Below are 20,615 nucleotides of genomic sequence, written 5' to 3' on the forward strand. Positions count from 1 at the left end.
TTATCGGTCACTCCCCGCAGAGGCGTCGGCCAGGGCGTTCGCACCACCGACGATCTCGCTGATTTCCTGGGTGATTTCGGCCTGACGGGCCTGGTTGGCAAGCCGCGTGAGCGACTTGATGAGCTCCTCGGCGTTGTCCGTCGCCGACTTCATCGCACGGCGCGTGGCGGCGTGCTTCGAGGCGGCCGACTGCAGCAGCGCGTTGTAGATCCGGCTCTCGACGTACCGCGGGAGCAGCGCGTCGAGCACGCCGTCCGCGGACGGCTCGAAGTCGTACAGCGCCTGGTAGCCGTGCTCCTTCTTCCGCGCCTCCTCGAAGACCTCCATCGACTCCTCGGCGGTCTTCTCGAAGACGATCGGCAGCAGTCGCCTGTCCACCGCGGTCTGCGTCATCATCGAGTGGAACTCGGTGTAGACGATGTGGATCTCGTCCACGCCGCCCTCCGAGGTCTCCTTGTTCAGCGCCTCGATGAGCGGCGCGGCCACCTTCTTCGCGTCGGCGTACGTCGGGTTGTCCGTGAACCCGGTCCACGACTCGGCCACCCGCCGCTCGCGGAAGCGGTAGTAGGACACGCCCTTGCGGCCGACGATGAAGTTGTCGACGTGCCTGCCCTGGCCGGTGAGCCGGTTGGTCAGCGACTCGGCCTGCTTGATGGCGTTGGAGTTGTAGCCGCCGGCCAGACCGCGGTCGCTGGTGATCAGCAGCACCGCGGCCCGTACCGGGTGGTCCACCTCGTTGGTCAGCGGGTGCCTGGTCTCGGAGCCCGCGGCCACCGCCGTGACGGCGCTGGTCAGCTCCGTCGCGTACGGCGTGGAGGCCGCCACCTGGCGCTGCGCCTTGACGACGCGCGAGGCGGCGATCATCTCCATCGCCCTGGTGATCTTCTTGGTCGCAGAGACGCTACGGATCCGCCTCTTGTAGACCCGCATCTGGGCGCCCATGCTCAGCCCTCGCCCAGCAGCTTGCCGTCCGAGGTCTCGAACTGCCGCTTGAAGGACTCGACCGCCGCGCGCAGCGCCTCGATGGTCTCGTCGCCCATCTTGCCGCCCTCGCGGATGCCGGTGAGCAGGTCCTTGTTCTCCCGGTGCAGGTGGTCGAGCAGCTCGCGCTCGAACCGCTTGACGTCCGCGACGGGCACGTCGTCCAGGATGCCGTTGGTGCCGGACCACACGGACACGACCTGGTCCTCGGTGGGGAAGGGCGCGTACTGCGGCTGCTTCATCAGCTCCATCATCCGCTGGCCCCGCTCCAGGGCCGCCTTGGAGGCGGCGTCCAGGTCGGAGCCGAAGGCGGCGAACGCCTCCAGCTCGCGGAACTGCGCCAGGTCCAGCTTCAGCCGGCCGGAGACCTGCCGGATCGCCCGGTGCTGGGCGGCGCCGCCGACGCGGGAGACGGAGATGCCGACGTTCAGCGCCGGGCGCTGGCCCGAGTTGAACAGGTCGGACTCCAGGAAGCACTGGCCGTCCGTGATGGAGATCACGTTGGTCGGGATGTACGCCGACACGTCGTTCGCCTTGGTCTCGATGACCGGCAGGCCGGTCATCGACCCGGCGCCCATGTCGTCGGAGAGCTTGGCGCAGCGCTCCAGCAGCCGGGAGTGCAGGTAGAAGACGTCGCCGGGGTACGCCTCGCGGCCCGGCGGGCGGCGCAGCAGCAGCGACACGGCGCGGTACGCCTCGGCCTGCTTGGACAGGTCGTCGAAGATGATCAGGACGTGCTTGCCCTGGTACATCCAGTGCTGGCCGATGGCCGAGCCGGTGTAGGGGGCCAGGTACTTGAAGCCCGCCGGGTCGGACGCCGGGGCGGCCACGATCGTGGTGTACTCCAGGGCACCGGCCTCCTCCAGCGCGCCGCGCACGCCGGCGATGGTGGAGCCCTTCTGGCCGATCGCCACGTAGATGCAGCGGACCTGCTTGGCCGGGTCGCCGGAGCGCCAGTTGTCGCGCTGGTTGATGATCGTGTCGATGCCGAGGGCGGTCTTGCCCGTCTGCCGGTCACCGATGATCAACTGGCGCTGGCCGCGGCCGATGGGGGTCATCGCGTCGACGGCCTTGTAGCCGGTCTCCATCGGCTCGTGCACCGACTTGCGCTGCATGACCGAGGGAGCCTGCAGCTCCAGCGCACGGCGGCCCTCGGTCGCGATCTCGCCGAGGCCGTCCACCGCGTTGCCCAGGGGGTCGACGACCCGGCCCAGGTAACCGTCGCCGACCGGCACGGACAGGACCTCGCCGGTGCGGGTGACCGGCTGTCCCTCCTCGATGCCCCTGAACTCGCCGAGGACGACCGCACCGATCTCCCGCTCCTCAAGGTTGAGGGCGAGGCCGAGGGTGCCGTCCTCGAACTTCAGCAGCTCGTTCGCCATCGCCGAGGGCAGCCCCTCGATCTTGGCGATACCGTCCATGGCCTGCGATACCGTGCCGACCTCTTCGCGCGAGGCCGCGTCCGGCTGGTACGACTGGACATAGCTCTCCAGCGCGTCCCGGATCTCCTCCGGCCGGATCGTGAGCTCCGCCATCTGGGTTCCCTGCTCTCCTTGTTGGGCCCGTAAGTTCTTGCGTCCACGGCCCAACTCGGGCCGCTGGTGATGCTCTGGAGTTGGTGTGTGACGGCCGGTGACCGTCAGCCCGCAATACCGCGCTTCACCTCGTCGAGGCGGTCGGCGACGGAGCCGTTGATGACCTCGTCGCCCACCCGCACCGAGATCCCGCCGAGGACCGCGGGGTCCACGTCCAGGTTCAGGTGCATGTCCCGGCCGTACAGCCGGGACAGCGCGGCGCCCAGGCGCTCCTTCTGCCCGTCGCTGAGCGGCACGGCGGTGGACACGACCGCGACCATCCGGTTCCGGCGCTCCGCGGCGAGCTTGGACAGGGCCTCCAGGCCCCCCTCCAGGCTACGACCCCGCGGCCGCTCCACGAGCCGGACGACCAGCCGCTCGGTGACCGGGTTCGCCCGGCCGCCCAGCAGCGAGTGCAGCAGCGCGGCCTTGGCGGCCCGGGTGCCCATCCGGTCGGTGAGCGCCCCGCGCAGCTCCTTGTCGGCGGCGACGATCCGGCCGAACCGGAAGAGCTCGTCCTCCACGTCGTCGAGCTGCCCCGCACGCTGCGCGGCGGTGAGGTCCGCGGTGTCGGCGAGCTCTTCGAGTACGTCGACCAGGTCACGCGCCCGCGACCAGCGGGCCCGTACCATCCCGGCGACCAGGTCGGCGGCCTCGCCGCCGATCTGCCCGCCGAGGACCCGGCCGACCAGCCCGGCCTTGGCCTCGCCGGGCTGCGCCGGGTCGGTCAGCGCCCGCCGCAGCGTCACCTCGCGATCCAGCAGCGCGGTCACGGCGGCCAGCTCCTCGGCGAGCTTCGCCGCGTCGACCGACGTGTTGTCGGTCAGCGCGTCGAGCTGCTCCCGGGCGGCGGCCTGCGCCTCGCGGCTCGCTCCGTTCATGCCCCGGCCTCGGCCTTCGTCCCGGACTGGTCGGCGGCCTTGGCCTCCAGCTCGTCCAGGAACCGGTCGACGACGCGGCTCTGCCGGGCGTGGTCCTCAAGGGACTCGCCCACCAGCCGGCCGGCCAGCTCGGTGGCGAGCTTGCCGACGTCCTGGCGCAGGGCCAGCGAAGCGGCCTTCTTGTCGGCCTCGACCTGGGCGTGACCGGCGGCGATGATCTCCTCACGCTGCCGCTGGCCCTCGGCCCGCATCTCGGCGATGAGGGCGGAACCCTGCTCGCGAGCCTCCTCGCGCAGCCGGTTGGCCTCGTGCCGGGCCTCGGCGAGCTGGGCCTTGTACTGGTCCAGCGTCTGCTCCGCCTCGATCTGGGCGGCCTCGGCCTTCTCCATGCCGCCTTCGATGGCCGCGCGCCGCTCCTCGAGCACCTCGTTGATGCGCGGCAGGAGCTTCTTGGCCAGCAGCGCGAAGACGATCAGGAAGGCGATCAGGCCGATGACGAGTTCCGGGATCGGTGGGACGAGAGGGTTCTGCTCCTCCTCCGCCGCGATCTGCAGGAGATTCACATCGGTGCCTTTCGTCGGAAGAGGCTGATCAGTACACGAACGGCATGACGATGCCGATGAGGGCGAGCGCCTCACAGAAGGCGAAGCCCAGGATCATGTTCTGCCGGATCAGGCCGACGGCCTCCGGCTGGCGGGCCATGGCCTGAACGCCGTTGCCGAAGATGTAGCCGATGCCGACACCGGGGCCGATCGCGGCGAGGCCGTAACCGATCGAGTCGACACTGCCTTCGATTGCGGCCAGGGTCTCCATCGCAGCCATGTGCTTTCTTCCTTCTCTTCTGCCGAACCGGTGGGGGTTGGCCACCGGACGATGAGGGGTGTGCGGGTGGTACGGGGGTCTCAGTGCGCCTCTTCGAGGGCACCGGAGATGTAGCTGGCGGACAGGATGACGAACACGTACGCCTGCACGGCCTGGATGAACAGCTCGAAGGCGATCATCACCAGGACCAGGGCGAAGGCCACCGGCGCAAAGGCGAAGCCCAGCCCGTTCATGAAGAACCAGGTGGCGATGGTGAACATCACCAGCAGCAGGTGGCCGGCGAACATGTTGGCGAAGAGCCGGACCGCGTGCGTGAACGGCCGCACGAGCACGTTCGAGAAGAACTCGATGAGCATGACCAGCGGCAGCACCGCGCCGAGCGACTTGTCGTAGCCGGTGAGGTTCTTCAGCCCGCCGACGAAGCCGTGCCGCTTGAAGGTCAGGCTCATCCAGGTCAGCCAGACCAGGATCGCGAGGGCCGCCGGGAAGGCGATGATCGAGGTGACCGGGAACTGCGCGAGCGGGATGACCGACCACAGGTTCATCAGCCAGACGAAGAAGAAGAGGGAGACCATCAGCGGCACCCACTTCTCGCCTTCCTTCTTGCCCATGGTCTCGTAGACGATGCCGCGGCGGACGAAGTCGTAGCCGGACTCGGCGACCATCTGCAGCTTGCCCGGCACGACCTTGGGGCTGGCGAACGCCTTCCAGAAGAAGAGGCAGAGCACCGCGGTCGTGATCAGCGCCAGCAGGATCGGCTTGTTGAACTCGAAGCCGCCGACCTCGAACATCGGCTTGAAGACGAACGAGTGCAGGCCGGGCGACTGGAATCCGCAACCACCATCAACGAAGATCTTGCAACTCGCGTCGAAAGCGAGCGTCGTATCAGCAGCACTCACCGGCGAGCTCCTTCGGCGTGACGCATGGCTACGGCAACCTCAATGTGTCGGCGTTGTGCACCGCCGGAGAGCGGTACGTGGCAGGACGGGATACGGCCGGCGGGGTGCGGTGCGGCCCTGCGGCCCACTGCGCACGCGCGCACCGGCGTGGCAGGGGGACGATAGCAGTAGCGGATCACTGCTCGGGCGGCGCCCCTCATCGCCCGGCCTCGGTAGTGGTACCGGAGCGCTGTTCACCTGCTCCGGCCGCTCGCTCCGGCTCCACGTACGGCAGCTTCAGCCGGAAGTGGGTACGGCCCATGGCGGCGGTGAACACCAGCGCCGCGGCGAGCACCGTGAGGCCGAACGCCCTGGTGTGGAAGAGCGTCGTGTCCTTGAACAGCCCCATCACGACCGCGAGCAGCAGGATCTGGGTGGTGTAGGTGAGCAGCGCGATCCCCATGAACAACTCGGGGTGCTTGCGGGAGAAGTGCTGCAGTGCGAAGAGACCGAGTCCGAAGAAGGCAAGGACCACCACGGTGGCTGCGGCGGCTCCCACACCGCCCTTCACACCGGCCGCGAGTGAGCTGATGACCACTGCGACGACGCCGGCGAGGGCGGTCGGGATCGCGGCGCCACGGAGGATCCGGGCGTCGTTGACCTGCATATGAGGAGTCTCCGGCGGGAGTCGGGAGCAACTGGTCGACGGTGACGAGCATGTCCCCGGGGCGGGTGCACCGCGTCGAGGGGCATCGCGCCAGAGAACCGTCGCACTACGGTCCTTCGGCTCTGCACCGGGTTCTCGTGAACGGTATCACAAGCATCTTGACCCGAGCTTTACTCGGGAAGTGTGCCGCCCGTCACACGAAGAGGCTACATCGGCCGTGTCACTCCGCTCACCTGGAGATATGCCTGCTAAGAGGTCAATGTCCGGCCCGGCGCCAACGCGAGCGCTCCCCCACGGCCGTCGACCCGCTGATGCCCGCCGGCACCAGTTCGTTCTCCTGTGAACCCGGTGCACCCTTCGCCTTGTTCGCGCTTTTCGCCCCGTTCGTCCCGTTTGCCGCGGCGCTTTCCGCCGGCACCGGGCCGCCCTGCGGGCCGGTGGCGTCGCCGTCGCCGTCGCGCCCGCCGCCGTCGTCGTCCGGGCGCCGGTAGCGCGGCGGTACGAGCCTGTTGGCCCACGACGGCGTCTTCGGAGCGAACCGGGGCAGCAGCAACAGCACGAGCCCCGCGGCGCTCAGCCCCACCGCCACCAGCACCACCCAGACGTTGTCCGCCTGCACCGAGAAGGCCACCATCCCGAACGCGACCAGCGCCGACCAGAAGTACATGAGCAGCACGGCCCGCATGTGCGAGTGGCCCATCTCCAGCAGCCGGTGGTGCAGATGCCCCCGGTCGGCCGCGAACGGCGACTGCCCGCGCCACGTGCGCCGTACCACGGCCAGCACCAGGTCCAGCATCGGGATCGCCAGGATCGTCAGCGGCAGCACCAGCGGGATGAACACCGGCACCGTCGAGCGCACCGCCTGCTTCTCGCTGCCCGCGAAGACCTTCAGCGCGTCCGGATCCACCTGCCCCGTGATGGAGATCGCCCCGGCGGCCAGCACCAGGCCCAGCAGCATCGAGCCGGAGTCGCCCATGAAGATCCGCGCCGGATGCACGTTGTGCGGCAGGAAGCCGACGCACATGCCCAGCAGCACGGCGGAGAAGAGCGCGGCGGGGGCGGCGGCCTCGATGCCGTAGCCGAACCAGATGCGGTACGCGTAGATGAAGAACGCCGCGGAGGCGATGCCCACCATGCCGGCGGCGAGCCCGTCGAGGCCGTCCACGAAGTTGACGGCGTTGATCGAGATGACCACGAGCGCGACGGTCAGCAGCGTGCCCTGCATCGGCGTCAGCACCACCGTGCCCACGCCCGGGACCGGGATCCACAGGATCGTCAGGCCCTGCAGCACCATGACGCCCGCGGCGATCATCTGCGCGCCGAGCTTGAGCAGGGCGTCGACGCCCCATTTGTCGTCCAGCACGCCGATCAGCCAGATCAGCGCGGCCCCCGACAGCAGCGCCTTCGGCTCGTTGAGCTCGAAGACCCGCTCGAAGGCCTGCAACTGCGACGCGACGAGCAGCGCGGCGCACATCCCCCCGAACATGGCGATGCCGCCGAGCCTCGGCGTCGGCTCGCTGTGCACGTCACGGTCCCGGATTTCCGGCATCGCGCCGGCCGCGATCGCGAACTTCCGCACCGGGCCGGTCAGCAGATACGTGACAGCGGCTGCGATGCACAGCGTCAGCAGGTATTCACGCACAAGCTGCCCCAGAGGTTTCGCTGTTCCGTTCAGCCACACACATTAGCCCGCTCCCGGGCCTCCGTTCTCCGGGTACGGACGCAAGGCCCGTCCGGACCCGTACAGAAATAGACCCCTCAGGGGCCCGACCGGTTGCATCCGGCCACCCTCGGCCCTCGTCAGGCCGCCGCCGGCACGCCTGTGAGAGCCGTCACCACGGGGTCGAGCGCCTGCCCGATCTCCTCGCCGATCCGCCGGAAGTACGGCACGGGCGCCCCGTACGGGTCGTACACCTCGTCCGCCGCCGGGCTGGGCGCCAGCAGCCAGCCGCGCAGCGCCGCCGCGGCCTGCACCAGCGCGTGCGCGCGCGCCACCGGGCCCTCGCGGGCGGGCGGCAGCGTGGCGGAATCTATGGCCCGAACCAGCCGGGCGAACTCCTTCAGCGTGAACGTGCGCAGCCCCGCGGAGTGGCCCATGGAGATCACCTGCGCCCGGTGGTCCCGGGTCGCCGTCAGCACCAGATCCGCCCGGATCACGTGCTCGTCGCGCAGCTCCCGCGCCGCGAACCCGTCCGGGTCCGCCCCCGACTCCCGCAGCACCGTCGCCGCGTGCGCCTCCATGGGCGCGCCCTCGTGCCCCCACGTGCCCGCGCTCTCGACCGCGATGCCCGCCGCGGGCCGCGCGCCGAGGCGCACGTCGAGGGCATGCCGCGTCAGCCGCTCGGTGATCGGCGAGCGGCAGACGTTGCCGGTGCTGACGTGGAGGATCCGGAATCCCTGTATGTCCCCCGTGCGCCCTTCGGGCGCGGTCAACTGGCGACCTCGAGCCCGCCTGCGACCTCGCGCAGTTGCTCCGCGGTCACCGCGCCCTCGCGCAGCAGCACCGGCGTCCGGCCGGTGATGTCCACGATCGAGGACGGCACCGCGGCCGGCGTCGGGCCGCCGTCGAGATAGACCGAGACCGCGTCGCCCAGCATCTCCTGGGCGGCGTTGCACTCCTGCGGGGCCGGGTGGCCGGTGAGGTTGGCGCTGGAGACGGCCATCGGGCCGACCTCCTTGAGCAGTTCGAGCGCCACCGGGTGCAGCGGCATGCGCACCGCCACCGTGCCGCGGGTCTCGCCCAGGTCCCAGGTCAGCGACGGCTGGTGCTGGGCGACGACGGTCAACGCGCCCGGCCAGAAGGCGTCGATCAGCTCCCACGCCTCCTCGCTGAGGTCCTTGACCAGCCCGTGCAGCGTGTTCGGCGAGCCGATGAGCACGGGGGTGGGCATGTTGCGCCCGCGGCCCTTGGCGTCCAGCAGCGCCGCCACCGCCTCGACGGCGAAGGCGTCGGCGCCGATGCCGTAGACGGTGTCGGTGGGCAGGACGACCAGCTCGCCGCGGCGGACTGCGGACGCGGCCTCGCGCAGCCCGGTCTTGCGATCGGCCGCATCGCTGCAGTCGTAGCGCCGTGCCATGTCAATCTCCTTCTCAGGTACGGACCCTGCGGGCGGTCGCGAATCGAGGCCGGTTGTTCAGGTCGGGGTGGTCGGCGGCGTCCGCCCAGCCGCGTTCCTCGGTGAAGAGCCACGGCACCTGGCCGCCCTGGGTGTCGGCGTGCTCCACGACCAGCACGCCGCCCGGGCGCAGCAGCCGCCGGGCCGTGACCTCCAGACCGCGGATGAGGTCGAGGCCGTCCTCGCCGGAGAAGAGCGCGGCCTGCGGGTCGTGGTCGCGGGCTTCCGGGGCGACATGCTCCCACTCGGTCAGCGGGATGTACGGCGGGTTGCTGATGACCAGGTCGACCTGGCCGTTCAGCTCGGGCAGCGCGGTGCGCGCGTCTCCATGGTGCAGTACGACGCGGGCACCGCCGTCGTTGTGCGCGGCGTTCTTGCGCGCCCAGTTCAGGGCCGTCTCCTCCAGCTCCACGGCGTGCACGGCGGCCCGGGGCACCTCCTGCGCCATGGCCAGCGCGATGGCGCCGGAGCCGGTGCACAGGTCGACGATCAGCGGCTCGACGACGTCCATCGCGCGCACGGCCGCTATGGCCCAGTCGACCACGGACTCGGTCTCCGGCCGCGGCACGAAGACGCCGGGACCGACCTGGAGTTCGAGATAGCGGAAGTAGGCGACGCCGGTGATGTGCTGCAGCGGCTCGCGGGCCTCGCGGCGGGCGACGGCCTCCCAGTAGCGGGCGTCGAAGTCGGCGTCGGCGACGCGGTGCAGCTCGCCGCGGGGCACGCCGTGCACGGACGCCGCCAGCTCCTCCGCGTCGAACCGCGGGGAGGGCACGCCGGCGTCGGCGAGCCGCCGCGTGGCCTGTGCCACTTCGACGAGCAGCAGGTTCACGTTCCCTCCGGTCCCTCTGCCGTATCCCGTGCGGTGCTCAGCCGGCGTCCGCGAGCTTCGCCGCGGCGTCCGCGTCCACGCACGCCTGGATCACCGCGTCCAGCTCCCCGTCGAGCACCTGGTCCAGGTTGTACGCCTTGAAGCCGACCCGGTGGTCGGAGATCCGGTTCTCCGGGAAGTTGTACGTGCGGATGCGCTCCGACCGGTCCACGGTACGCACCTGGCTGCGGCGCGCGTCCGCCGCCTCCTTCTCCGCCTCCTCCTGCGCCTCGGCGAGCAGCCTCGCCCGCAGGATACGCATCGCCTGCTCCCTGTTCTGAAGCTGGCTCTTCTCGTTCTGGCAGGACACCACGATGCCGGTGGGCAGGTGCGTGATGCGTACCGCGGAGTCCGTCGTGTTGACGGACTGGCCGCCGGGGCCCGACGAGCGGTAGACGTCGATGCGGAGGTCGCCCGGTCCGATCTCGACCTCGTCGACGTCCTCGGCCTCGGGCAGCACCAGCACGCCGGCGGCGGAGGTGTGGATCCGGCCCTGCGACTCGGTGGCCGGCACCCGCTGCACGCGGTGCACGCCGCCCTCGTACTTCAGCCGCGCCCACACGCCCTGGCCGGGCTCGACCGCCCCCTGGCCGCCCTTGAGCTTCACGGAGACCGAGACGTCCTTGTAGCCGCCGAGGTCGGACTCGTTGGCGTCCAGCAGCTCTGTCTTCCAGCCCTGCCGCTCGGCGTAGCGCAGGTACATCCGCAGCAGGTCGCCGGCGAACAGCGCGGACTCCTCGCCGCCCTCGCCGGCCTTGACCTCCAGGATGACGTTCTTGTCGTCGCTGGGATCGCGGGGTACGAGCAGCAGCCGCAGCCGCTCCGTCAGCTCCTCGCGCTCCCGCTCCAGGCTCTTGGCCTCGGCGGCGAACTCCGGGTCCTCCGCGGCCAGCTCGCGGGCGGCGACGGCGTCCTCGCCGGCGCGCTCCCAGGCGCGGTACGCGGCGATGATCGGGGTCAGCTCGGCGTAGCGCTTGTTGAGCCGGGTGGCGCGGCGCTGGTCGGCGTGCACGCCGGGGTCCGCGAGCTGCTGCTCAAGGGTGGCGTGCTCGCCGATGAGATCCTTGACGACCTCGAACATCGTGGGGCGCTCCGTAGGGGGAAGTAGCAGGACCAGGCGCGGGCGGGCGGGAGGAAAACGGCCGGCCGGACGTGACGAAAAACGTGCGCCGGCCCGGTCCGCCCCTCTTCGGGGCGGCCGGCCCGGCGCACGCGGACGAGCTACTTCTTCGCCGCGGCCTGCTTGCCGAAGCGGGCCTCGAAGCGGGCCACGCGGCCACCGGTGTCGAGGATCTTCTGCTTGCCCGTGTAGAACGGGTGGCACGCGGAGCAGATGTCCGCGCGGATGGTGCCGGAGGTGACGGTGCTCCGGGTGGTGAAGGAGTTACCGCAGGTGCAGCTCACCTGGGTCTCCACGTACTCCGGGTGGATGTCGCGCTTCAAGGGATTCTCCTAGGTTCGGGAGGGCTCCGGGTCGATCGGCGGATGCGTCACGTGAACCGGGGCCGACGTACCAGTCTACGAGGACCGGTCGTGCAGGCAAAAACGGGTCCCCGGCCCGCTTTATTCCGCGGGCGGCGCGGCGGCCTGCATGCCGTTGCCGGGCGGCGCGATCTCCGCCAGGTTCCCGCCGCGGGGCGGCGGGGCGGTGACCACGCGGTCACGGTCCGTCTGCTCGCCCAGGCCGTCCTTCAGCGCGGACCGTGGTATCGGCCGGTCCGCCTTCAGGGCCTTCCAGACCTGCGCGGACTCCTTCTCCAGCGGCACCACGCGGTTGCCGTCCTGCTCGTCGTACGTCACCGGGAGGGTCACCATCTGCATGTCGTCCGGGCCTATGTCGCCCAGGCTCTCCGCCAGCCGGCGCAGCTCGTTCACCGAGCCCAGGCCGTCGTCGGTGGTGATCGACTTGGTCGCCGTGTCGGCGAGCCCGATGAGCTTGCCCGGGCTGGTCAGCAGGTCGACCTGGCTCGCCTGCTGCACCAGCGCCCTGACGAAGACCTGCTGCAGCTCTATCCGGCCCAGGTCGCTGCCGTCGCCGACGCCCTTGCGGGTACGGACCAGGCCGAGCGCCTGCTCGCCGTCCAGGGTGTGCCTGCCGGCCTTGAGGTCGAGGTGGCTGTCGGGGTCGTCGATGTCCTGGCGCGTGGTGATCTCCACCCCGCCGAGCTGGTCGATGAGCCGCTTGAAGCCGCTGAAGTCGACCTCGACGAAGTGGTCCATGCGCACCCCGGTCATCTTCTCCACCGTCTTGACGGTGCAGGCCGGGCCGCCGACGGAGTACGACTCGTTGAACATCGCGCGCTCCGCGGCGGGCGCGGTGCCGCCGTCGTCGCGCTGGCACGTGGGGCGGTCGACGAGGGTGTCGCGGGGGATGCTGACGATGCTGGCGCGCTTCCGGTCCTCGTAGACGTGGACGATCATCGCGGTGTCGGAGCGGGCGCCGCCGCCGCCACCGCCACCGCCGTACTTGGCGTTCTCGCCGGCCCGGGAGTCCGAGCCGAGGACGAGGATGTCCGTGGAGCCGCCGGGCAGGTCCTCGGGGCGGTCGCCGCCGAGCTTGGCGTCCAGGTCGACGCTCGTCAGGTTGCCGTTGAGACGGAAGTACAGGTACGTGAGGCCGGCCCCGCCGAGGATGACGGCCCCGACGAGCACCCAGACCGCCGCGAGCACCGCCTTGCGTCGTGGGCTGCGCGGTCGGCGGCCGGGATCCCCGGCTGCGTACGGTTCCGACATCGGCTCCTCACCTCAGCCGCTCAGGTCCCTGATTCGCCGCGGGTGGATCCAAACTTTTCCCCACATTCCCCGACAGGGATCACCTAAAAGGGTTACACACGTCTTGGTGAACGCGCAAAAGCCTCCCCTCGTTCCAAGGGGAGGCTTTTGCCTACGAAAACTGCCCGACCTGCACCGGTTCGCGTGGTATCGGCGCCGGGTTGCGATCTAGTCGCCGTTGGGCGTGGGCGTGGTCTTCTGGATCTGCAGCAGGAACTCGGCGTTGCTCTTGGTCTGCTTCATCTTGTCCAGCAGCAGCTCCATCGCCTGCTGCTGGTCCAGCGCGTGCAGCACCCGGCGGAGCTTCCAGACGATGGCCAGCTCGTCGCTGCCCATCAGGATCTCCTCCTTGCGGGTGCCGGAGGCGTCCACGTCGACCGCCGGGAAGATGCGCTTGTCCGAGAGCTTCCGGTCGAGCCGCAGCTCCATGTTGCCGGTGCCCTTGAACTCCTCGAAGATCACCTCGTCCATCCGCGAGCCGGTCTCGACCAGCGCGGTGGCCAGGATGGTCAGCGAGCCGCCGTCCTCGATGTTGCGTGCGGCACCGAAGAACTTCTTCGGCGGGTACAGCGCCGTGGAGTCCACACCGCCGGACAGGATGCGGCCGGAGGCCGGCGCCGCCAGGTTGTACGCGCGGCCGAGCCGGGTGATCGAGTCGAGCAGCACGACGACGTCGTGGCCCAGCTCGACGAGCCGCTTGGCGCGCTCGATGGACAGCTCGGCGACCGTGGTGTGGTCCTCCGCCGGGCGGTCGAAGGTCGAGGAGATGACCTCGCCCTTCACCGACCGCTGCATGTCGGTGACCTCCTCGGGCCGCTCGTCGACGAGGACGACCATGAGGTGGCACTCGGGGTTGTTGGTCGTGATCGCGTTGGCGATCGACTGCAGGATCATCGTCTTGCCGGTCTTAGGCGGCGCCACGATCAGCCCGCGCTGCCCCTTGCCGATGGGCGAGACCAGATCGATGATCCGCGGCGTCAGCGCGCCCGGGTCGCTCTCCAGGCGCAGCCTGTCCTGCGGGTAGAGCGGGGTGAGCTTGCCGAACTCCGCCCGGCCGCGGCTCTGTTCGGGCGACTGGCCGTTGACCGAGTCGAGCCGGACGAGCGCGTTGAACTTCTCCCGGCGCTCGCCTTCGCGCGGCTGGCGCACCGCGCCCGTGACGTGGTCGCCCTTGCGCAGCCCGTTCTTGCGCACCTGGGCCAGCGAGACGTAGACGTCGTTGGGGCCCGGCAGGTAGCCGGAGGTGCGGACGAAGGCGTAGTTGTCGAGGATGTCGAGGATGCCCGCCACCGGGATCAGGACGTCGTCCTCGGCGATCTGCGGCTCGCTGAAGTCCTCGCGCCCGCGGCGCCCGCGGCGGTCGCGGTAGCGGCCCCTGCGGCCGCGCCGGCCGCCCTCGAAGTCGTCGTCCTGCTGCTGTTGCTGCCGGCCGCCGCCCTGGTTCTGCTGGCCGCCGCCCCCGCCCTGGCCGCCGCCGTCGTCGCCCTTGTTGCGGCGGTTCTGCCGGTCGCGGCGCCCGCCGCCCTGCCGGTCGCCGCCGCCCTGGCGGTCGCCCTTCTGCCGGCCGCCGTCGCCGGACTGCCGGGCGTCGCCGCCCTTGTCGGCCTTCTCGGACTTGTCGGCCCGCTCGGCCTTCTCACCCTTGTCGGCCTTGTCGCCGCCCGCGTTCTGCTCGGCGCCGGAGTCCTGCACCTTGACGGGCTGGCCGGGGATGTCGATCCGCGAGTCGCCGTCGTCGTTGCGGCCGTCGCCGCCCTCGGCCTGCTCGGCCTCGCCGGTACGGGCCCGGGAGGTGGCCCGGCGCTTCGGCCGCGCCGCGCCGCCGTCCGCCTGCTGCCCGTCCTTGCCGGCCTTGTCGGTGGCCGTGTCGGCCTTGGCCTCGGCGGACTTGCCGCCGTCGGCGCCCTGCCTCTCCTTGATCACCTCGATGAGCTGGCTCTTGCGCATCCGAGCGGTGCCCCGGATCCCGAGGCCGGATGCGATCTGCTGCAGCTCCGCCAGGACCATGCCCTCCAGGCCGGCGCCGCGACGGCGCCTGGTCGAACCGGCGGTGGTTGCGGGAGCTCCCCCAGTCTCCTGCTGGGAGGCACCCCCAGAAGCTGGGCTGGCGGCGTTCTCTGCGTTGACGCCCATCAGATCGGTGGTGTCGCTCACGAAGGGTCCTTCCCTGGAGCGGTGCGTCGGCCTGTCTGGCTCGGCGACCGGTCGTGCTCTCCGGCTGCGGCCCGTGCGCTTGCGTCCGCGGGTCCGCGTCGGTGCGGTGGTCCGCCGTACGGCGGTGAAGACTGTGCAGGGTCGGCATGCTGCTGGCGCGGGGCACTCGGGTGGGTGTCACGCACGGCAGCGGTGCCGATTCGGGAGCGTCACTGCACCGGCAGGCTGCTCAGGCAATGTGGAAGGCTCCCGGAAGAAAGGCTGCCCCGGCGGGGAAATCCCCTTGTGGGACCTGCCCCCGGGCCCTGCGGCCCGGAGAGACCCCAGCACACAGCACGGCCGTGTTGAGCCTACGACTGAAGTGCGCTGGTGCTGCCTTGAGGTTAACACTATCGGATCCTGCAGACATTCCCCCTCTCCCGGCACTCGCGGCCGGTTCGGTCCGGTGAACCCTGTGGTGCGGGTCGTCGTGCGGGCGGTGTGCGCGGGCCGGTGACCTGCGCGTGCTCGCGTACGTCGCGTGACACGGCCGCCTCGTGGCCGTCAGGCCAGCGGCTTCACGCTCGCCCCCTCCCGGTCGAGGTCCAGCCGGTTCGCCGCCCAGCCGTCGCCCGCCGAACGGGCGACCTTCTCGGCGGCGCCGTCCTCCGCGAACGCCAGCACCGTCGGCCCCGCGCCGGAGATCACCGCGGGCACGCCGTCGGCGCGCAGCCGCGCCACCAACTCCGTGCTCTCGGGCATCGCGGGCGCGCGGTAGTCCTGGTGCAGCCGGTCCTCGGTGGCCGTGAGCAGCAGCTCGGGGCGCCGGGTCAGCGCCTCGACGAAGAGCGCCGCGCGGGCGGCGGTCAGCGCCGCGTCCGCGTGCGGCACCGTACGGGGCAGCAGGCCGCGGGCCTCCGCGGTGGACAGCGGGTTGCCGGGCACGAAGACCACCGGGACGACGCCCTCGGCCGGCTCCAGCCGGATGGCCCGTACCGCCGCGACGGGGGCCGCCCCGGGCGCCGTGCCCGCGCCGCCCGTGCCGTCGTCCGTCCAGGCCAGGGTGAAGCCGCCGAGCAGGCACGCCGCGACGTTGTCGGGGTGGCCCTCCAGCTCCGTCGCCAGCTCCAGCAGCGCCGTCCTGTCGTGCGCGGTGTCGAGGGCACCCGACCGCTCCGCGCCGCCTATCGTCACCGCCCGCGCGGCGATGATGCCCGCGCAGATCGCCGCGGCGGACGAACCGAGCCCGCGGCCGTGCGGAATCCGGTTGGCGCAGACCACTTCGAGACCCCGCGGCTGCCCGCCCAGCGCCTCGAACGCGCTGCGCATGGCCCGTACCAGCAGGTGGGACTCGTCCCGCGGCAGGTTGTCCGCGCCCTCGCCGGCGATGTCGACGTGCAGCCCGGACTCGGCGACCCGGACGACCACGTCGTCGTACAGCCCGAGGGCGAGTCCGAACGTGTCGAAGCCGGGGCCGAGGTTGGCGCTGGTCGCCGGCACGCGGACGCGTACGGGCGCGGCGCGGAAGGCTGGACCGGCCATCGCTTGCGTGACTCTCCTTGTGGTTCTCACCCGGTCTCCCGGGCGGTGGGGGAAATCAGCTCGGTTACGACTGTGCCCGGCCGGCGCCCCCGCGGCACGTCGTGCGCGCGCGGACGAGCGTGGCAGGCGACGTACGGGAGGGGGTGCCCGGGACACTCGACCGGCGGGCTCAACGTCAGCTTATCGAAGGTGGGTTCCCCTGCGACATAGGGCGCACAGGAGGCGCTCGATGCGCGGCCCGCGCACGTCCCCGGCGGGCGGCGGGACGGGCGGTGCGGCGCCGGCCCCGGGCCCGGTCCGTACGGCCGTCTGCCCAGGCCGTACGGGCTGCCGCCCGGTCCGTACGCCGGTGCGCCCGGGCCGTACGCGGGTGTGCCGGTGCTGCACACGGGTGTGCCCGGGCGGCCGGGCGCGGGCCGCGGGCGCGCCCGGTCAGGCCAGCCCCAGCCGCTCCGCCGCCGCGTCCGCGTCGACCGGCACGGCGACGGGCTGCGGGGCGCCGGCGACCGCCCAGTCGGGGTCCTTCAGACCGTTGCCGGTGACCGTGCAGACGATCCGCTGGCCGGGGTCGACCAGCCCCAGCTCAGCGGCCTGCAGCAGCCCCGCGACGCTCGCCGCGGAGGCGGGCTCGACGAACACGCCCTCCTGCGCGGCCAGCAGCTTGTACGCGCGCAGGATCTGCCGGTCCGTGACCGCCTCGATGTGCCCGCCGGACTCGTCGCGCGCCCGCTCGGCCAGCTCCCACGAGGCGGGGTTGCCGATGCGGATCGCGGTGGCCAGCGTGGTGGGGTCCTTCACCGGCTCGCCGCGCACGATCGGCGCCGCGCCCGCGGCCTGGTAGCCCCACATGCGGGGGGTGCGGGTGGCGAGGCCGTCCACGCGGTACTCGCGGTAGCCCTTCCAGTACGACGTGATGTTCCCGGCGTTGCCGACCGGCAGGACGTGGATGTCCGGGGCGTCGCCGAGCGCGTCCACGACCTCGAAGGCGGCGGTCTTCTGGCCCTCGATACGCGCCGGGTTCACGGAGTTCACCAGTGCCACCGGGTACTTCTCGCTGAGCCCGCGGGCGAGGGTGAGGCAGTCGTCGAAGTTGCCGTCGACCTGCAGGATCCGCGCCCCGTGCACCAGCGCCTGGCCCATCTTGCCCAGCGCGATCTTGCCCTGCGGCACCAGCACGGCGCAGGTCAGCCCGGCCCGTACCGCATAGGCGGCGGCGGAGGCCGAGGTGTTGCCGGTGGAGGCGCAGATGACGGCCTGGGCACCGGACTCCTGCGCCTTCGAGATCGCCATCGTCATGCCGCGGTCCTTGAACGACCCGGTGGGGTTGGCGCCCTCCACCTTCAGGTGCACGTCGCACCCCGTGCGCTCGGAGAGCACCTGGGCCTGCACCAGCGGGGTCCCGCCCTCCCGGAGCGTCACCACCGGGGTCGCCGCGCCGACCGGCAGGCGGTCGCGGTACTCCTCGATGACGCCGCGCCACTGGCGGGTGCCGGACATTCGGGGCTCGTCGATCACTGCGTCCACTTCCTTACGTCACTCGCCTTCGACCCGCATGGTGCTCGCCACGCCGCGGACGGTCTCCAGTTGCCGCAGCGCCTCGACCGTGGCCGCCAGCGCGGCGTCCGTCGCCCGGTGCGTGACCACCACGAGCGACGCCTCGCCGTCCTTGCCCTGCTGCCTGACCGTGTCGATGGACACGTCGTGCTCGGCGAAGACCGCGGCCACGTGGGCGAGCACGCCCGCCCGGTCGGCCACGTCCAGGCTGATGTGGTACCGCGTCACGACACCGTCAGGCGGCGCCACCGGCAGTTGCGCGTACGCGCTCTCCCCCGGCCCGCTGCCGCCGCTGAGCCGGTGCCGGCAGACCGCGACCAGGTCGCCGAGCACGGCGCTCGCGGTCGGCGCGCCGCCGGCGCCCGGGCCGTAGAACATGAGCTGCCCGGCCGCGCTGGCCTCGACGAAGACGGCGTTGTACGCCTCGCGCACGGAGGCCAGCGGGTGCGTCAGCGGGATCATCGCCGGGTGCACCCGCGCGGTGACGGCGGTGCCGTCGGGCGTGCGCTCGCAGATGGCGAGCAGCTTGACCGTACAGCCCATGCGGGCCGCGGACGCCATGTCGGCGGCGGTGATCTCGGTGATGCCCTGACGGTGCACGTCGTCGAGGCGGACCCGGGTGTGGAAGGCGATGCCGGCGAGGATCGCGGCCTTGGCCGCCGCGTCGTAGCCCTCGACGTCGGCGGTGGGGTCGGCCTCGGCGTAGCCGAGCGCGGTGGCCTCCTCCAGCGCCTCGGCGTAGCCGGCGCCGGAGGTCTCCATGCGGTCGAGGATGAAGTTGGTGGTGCCGTTGAGGATGCCGAGCACGCGGTTGACCTTGTCGCCTGCCAGCGACTCGCGCAGCGGGCGGACGAGCGGGATGGCGCCGGCGACGGCGGCCTCGTAGTAGAGGTCGACGCCGTGCCGGGCGGCGGTGGCGTGGAGGCTGTGGCCGTCCTCCGCGAGGAGGGCCTTGTTGCCGGTGACGACGCTCGCGCCGTGCTCGAAGGCGGTGGTGATGAGCGTACGGGCCGGCTCCAGGCCGCCGATCAGTTCGACGACGACATCGAGGTCGCCGCGTTTGACCAGCGCCGTGGCGTCCGTGGTGACCAGCTCGTCCGGGATCCCCGGCCGCGCCACCCCCGCGCGCCGCACCGCGACGCCCGCCAGCTCGACCGGGGCGCCGATGCGGGCGGCGAGGTCGGCGGCGTTCGCCGTCATGATGCGCGCGACCTCGGAGCCGACGGACCCGCAGCCCAGGAGCGCCACCTTCAGCGGACGCCTCTCGCTCATACGACCTCGTTCCTCACGTGCACAGATGGGTCGGTTCCAGTCTCACGCAGCGGGGGGCGATTGCGACGCCCTGTCCGGATGCCGAGACGTACCGTTTACGGCTTGAGATGTGCCCGGCCCGCCGCTCAGCCCACGTCGAGCCGCAGCAGATCCTCCTCCGTCTCGCGCCGCACGATCTCCCGCGCCGCGCCGTCGGCCACGGCCACGACGGGCGGGCGCAGCACGTGGTTGTAGTTGCTCGCCATGGCGCGGCAGTACGCCCCGGTGGCCGGCACCGCGAGCAGGTCGCCGACCGCGAGGTCCGCCGGCAGGTAGGCGTCGCGCACGACGATGTCGCCGGACTCGCAGTGCTTGCCGACGACGCGGGAGAGCACCGGCTCGGCGGTGGACGCGCGGGAGGCCAGCGCCACCGAGTACTCGGCGTCGTAGAGCGCGGTGCGGATGTTGTCCGACATGCCGCCGTCCACGCTCACGTACGTGCGCAGCCCCTCCAGCTCCTTGACCGTGCCGACCTCGTACAGCGTGAAGGCGGTGGGGCCGACGATGGCGCGGCCCGGCTCGACGGACAGCCGCGGCATGGCCAGCCCGGCCGCGGTGCACTCGCGGGAGACGATGTCGCGCAGCGCCTTGGCGATCTCGTGCGGCTCGCGCGGGTCGTCCTCGGGGGTGTACGCGATGCCGAGGCCGCCGCCGAGGTCGATCTCGGGCAGCTCCACCCCGTGCTCGTCGCGGATCTCGGTGAGCAGGCCGACGACGCGGCGGGCGGAGACCTCGAAGCCGGCCATGTCGAAGATCTGCGAGCCGATGTGGCTGTGGATGCCGACCAGCTCCAGGGAGTCGAGCTTCAGCACCCGCCGTACCGCCTCGGCCGCCTGGCCGTCGGCGAGCGCGAGGCCGAACTTCTGGTCCTCGTGGGCGGTGGCGATGAACTCGTGGGTGTGGGCCTCGACGCCGACCGTCACCCGGATCTGCACCCGCTGGCGCCTGCCGAGCCGCTCGGCGATGTGCGCGACGCGGACGATCTCCTGGTACGAGTCGAGCACGATCCGCCCGACGCCGGCCTCGACGGCGCGGTGGATCTCGTCCGGGCTCTTGTTGTTGCCGTGCATCGCGATCCGCTCGGCCGGCATCCCGGCCGCCAGCGCGGTGGCCAGCTCGCCGCCGGAGCAGACGTCGAGGTTCAGCCCCTCCTCGCGCAGCCAGCGCACGACAGCGCGGGAGAGGAACGCCTTGCCGGCGTAGAAGACGTCGGCGCCCTCGAAGGCGTCGGTCCAGGCGCGGCAGCGGGCCCGGAAGTCCTCCTCGTCGAGGAAGTAGGCGGGGGTGCCGAACTCCTCGGCGAGGCGGGTCACGGGCAGCCCGCCGACGGTGACGACGCCGTCGCCGTCGCGGTCGACGGTACGGGCCCACACGCGCGGGTCGAGGTCGTTGAGGTCGGCGGGGGGTGCGGCGTAGTGCCCTTCGGGCAGCACGTCGCCGTGCCGGGGGCCGGCGGGGTGGGCGGATCGGCTCACGGCGGGGTACTCCTTCGGTGGTGCGGGGTGGCGGCAGG

General features: G+C 71.6%; 19 protein-coding genes. All 19 read right to left on the reverse strand.

Features of this window, described 5'->3' with window-relative positions; all coding sequences use genetic code 11:
* Nucleotides 1–942, reverse strand: a complete 942-nt coding sequence (locus tag O7599_RS11000; protein ID WP_281621954.1) for a F0F1 ATP synthase subunit gamma — start codon at nt 940–942, stop codon at nt 1–3.
* 2 nt (nt 943–944) lie between these two features.
* Nucleotides 945–2,516: a F0F1 ATP synthase subunit alpha gene (gene atpA / locus O7599_RS11005; protein ID WP_281621955.1), complete on the reverse strand. Its 1,572-nt coding sequence runs from the start codon at nt 2,514–2,516 to the stop codon at nt 945–947.
* Nucleotides 2,517–2,620: 104 nt separating this feature from the next.
* Nucleotides 2,621–3,436: a F0F1 ATP synthase subunit delta gene (locus O7599_RS11010; protein WP_281621956.1), complete on the reverse strand. Its 816-nt coding sequence runs from the start codon at nt 3,434–3,436 to the stop codon at nt 2,621–2,623.
* Nucleotides 3,433–3,999, reverse strand: a complete 567-nt coding sequence (locus tag O7599_RS11015; RefSeq protein WP_281621957.1) for a F0F1 ATP synthase subunit B — start codon at nt 3,997–3,999, stop codon at nt 3,433–3,435. Before O7599_RS11015 ends, O7599_RS11010 begins: the two co-directional genes overlap by 4 nt.
* Before the next feature lie 28 nt (nt 4,000–4,027).
* Nucleotides 4,028–4,258, reverse strand: coding sequence for an ATP synthase F0 subunit C (gene atpE / locus O7599_RS11020; RefSeq protein ID WP_281621958.1), 231 nt, complete (start codon nt 4,256–4,258; stop codon nt 4,028–4,030).
* An 80-nt stretch (nt 4,259–4,338) separates the two neighbouring features.
* Entirely contained in the window at nt 4,339–5,049 is a 711-nt protein-coding gene (gene atpB, locus O7599_RS11025; RefSeq protein ID WP_281623346.1) for a F0F1 ATP synthase subunit A, read from the reverse strand.
* A gap of 304 nt (nt 5,050–5,353) precedes the next feature.
* Nucleotides 5,354–5,803, reverse strand: coding sequence for a hypothetical protein (locus O7599_RS11030; RefSeq protein WP_281621959.1), 450 nt, complete (start codon nt 5,801–5,803; stop codon nt 5,354–5,356).
* A 256-nt stretch (nt 5,804–6,059) separates the two neighbouring features.
* The gene (locus tag O7599_RS11035) at nt 6,060–7,445 is read right to left on the reverse strand and encodes an MraY family glycosyltransferase (protein ID WP_281621960.1); all 1,386 of its coding nucleotides are present in this window, start codon (nt 7,443–7,445) and stop codon (nt 6,060–6,062) included.
* A 158-nt stretch (nt 7,446–7,603) separates the two neighbouring features.
* Complete coding sequence (locus O7599_RS11040; protein ID WP_281621961.1) at nt 7,604–8,236, reverse strand: protein-tyrosine-phosphatase; 633 nt, start codon at nt 8,234–8,236, stop codon at nt 7,604–7,606.
* Nucleotides 8,233–8,880 carry an L-threonylcarbamoyladenylate synthase gene (locus tag O7599_RS11045; protein ID WP_281621962.1) on the reverse strand — a complete coding sequence of 216 codons (648 nt, stop codon included), beginning with the start codon at nt 8,878–8,880 and terminating at the stop codon, nt 8,233–8,235. Before O7599_RS11045 ends, O7599_RS11040 begins: the two co-directional genes overlap by 4 nt.
* 13 nt (nt 8,881–8,893) lie before the next feature.
* Nucleotides 8,894–9,751, reverse strand: a complete 858-nt coding sequence (gene prmC / locus O7599_RS11050) for a peptide chain release factor N(5)-glutamine methyltransferase (protein ID WP_281621963.1) — start codon at nt 9,749–9,751, stop codon at nt 8,894–8,896.
* A gap of 37 nt (nt 9,752–9,788) precedes the next feature.
* Nucleotides 9,789–10,871 carry a peptide chain release factor 1 gene (prfA, locus tag O7599_RS11055; protein WP_281621964.1) on the reverse strand — a complete coding sequence of 361 codons (1,083 nt, stop codon included), beginning with the start codon at nt 10,869–10,871 and terminating at the stop codon, nt 9,789–9,791.
* Between the two features lie 140 nt (nt 10,872–11,011).
* Nucleotides 11,012–11,233 carry a 50S ribosomal protein L31 gene (gene rpmE / locus O7599_RS11060; RefSeq protein WP_018840095.1) on the reverse strand — a complete coding sequence of 74 codons (222 nt, stop codon included), beginning with the start codon at nt 11,231–11,233 and terminating at the stop codon, nt 11,012–11,014.
* Nucleotides 11,234–11,353: 120 nt separating this feature from the next.
* Nucleotides 11,354–12,523, reverse strand: coding sequence for an LCP family protein (locus O7599_RS11065; protein WP_281621965.1), 1,170 nt, complete (start codon nt 12,521–12,523; stop codon nt 11,354–11,356).
* A gap of 207 nt (nt 12,524–12,730) precedes the next feature.
* A complete protein-coding gene (gene rho, locus O7599_RS11070; RefSeq protein WP_281621966.1) occupies nt 12,731–14,716 on the reverse strand; it encodes a transcription termination factor Rho in 1,986 nt (661 codons plus the stop codon).
* A gap of 543 nt (nt 14,717–15,259) precedes the next feature.
* On the reverse strand, nt 15,260–16,237 hold the full coding sequence (gene thrB, locus O7599_RS11075; protein WP_281621967.1) for a homoserine kinase: 978 nt from the start codon (nt 16,235–16,237) through the stop codon (nt 15,260–15,262).
* 432 nt (nt 16,238–16,669) lie between these two features.
* Nucleotides 16,670–17,734 (reverse strand): threonine synthase, encoded by a 1,065-nt coding sequence (gene thrC / locus O7599_RS11080; protein ID WP_281623347.1) that lies wholly within the window; start codon nt 17,732–17,734, stop codon nt 16,670–16,672.
* Between the two features lie 36 nt (nt 17,735–17,770).
* Nucleotides 17,771–19,063 carry a homoserine dehydrogenase gene (locus O7599_RS11085; protein WP_281621968.1) on the reverse strand — a complete coding sequence of 431 codons (1,293 nt, stop codon included), beginning with the start codon at nt 19,061–19,063 and terminating at the stop codon, nt 17,771–17,773.
* Between the two features lie 125 nt (nt 19,064–19,188).
* On the reverse strand, nt 19,189–20,577 hold the full coding sequence (gene lysA / locus O7599_RS11090) for a diaminopimelate decarboxylase (RefSeq protein ID WP_281621969.1): 1,389 nt from the start codon (nt 20,575–20,577) through the stop codon (nt 19,189–19,191).
* Nucleotides 20,578–20,615: the final 38 nt, after the last annotated feature.

Source organism: Streptomyces sp. WMMC500, from assembly GCF_027497195.1.
Lineage (GTDB): Bacteria > Actinomycetota > Actinomycetes > Streptomycetales > Streptomycetaceae > Streptomyces.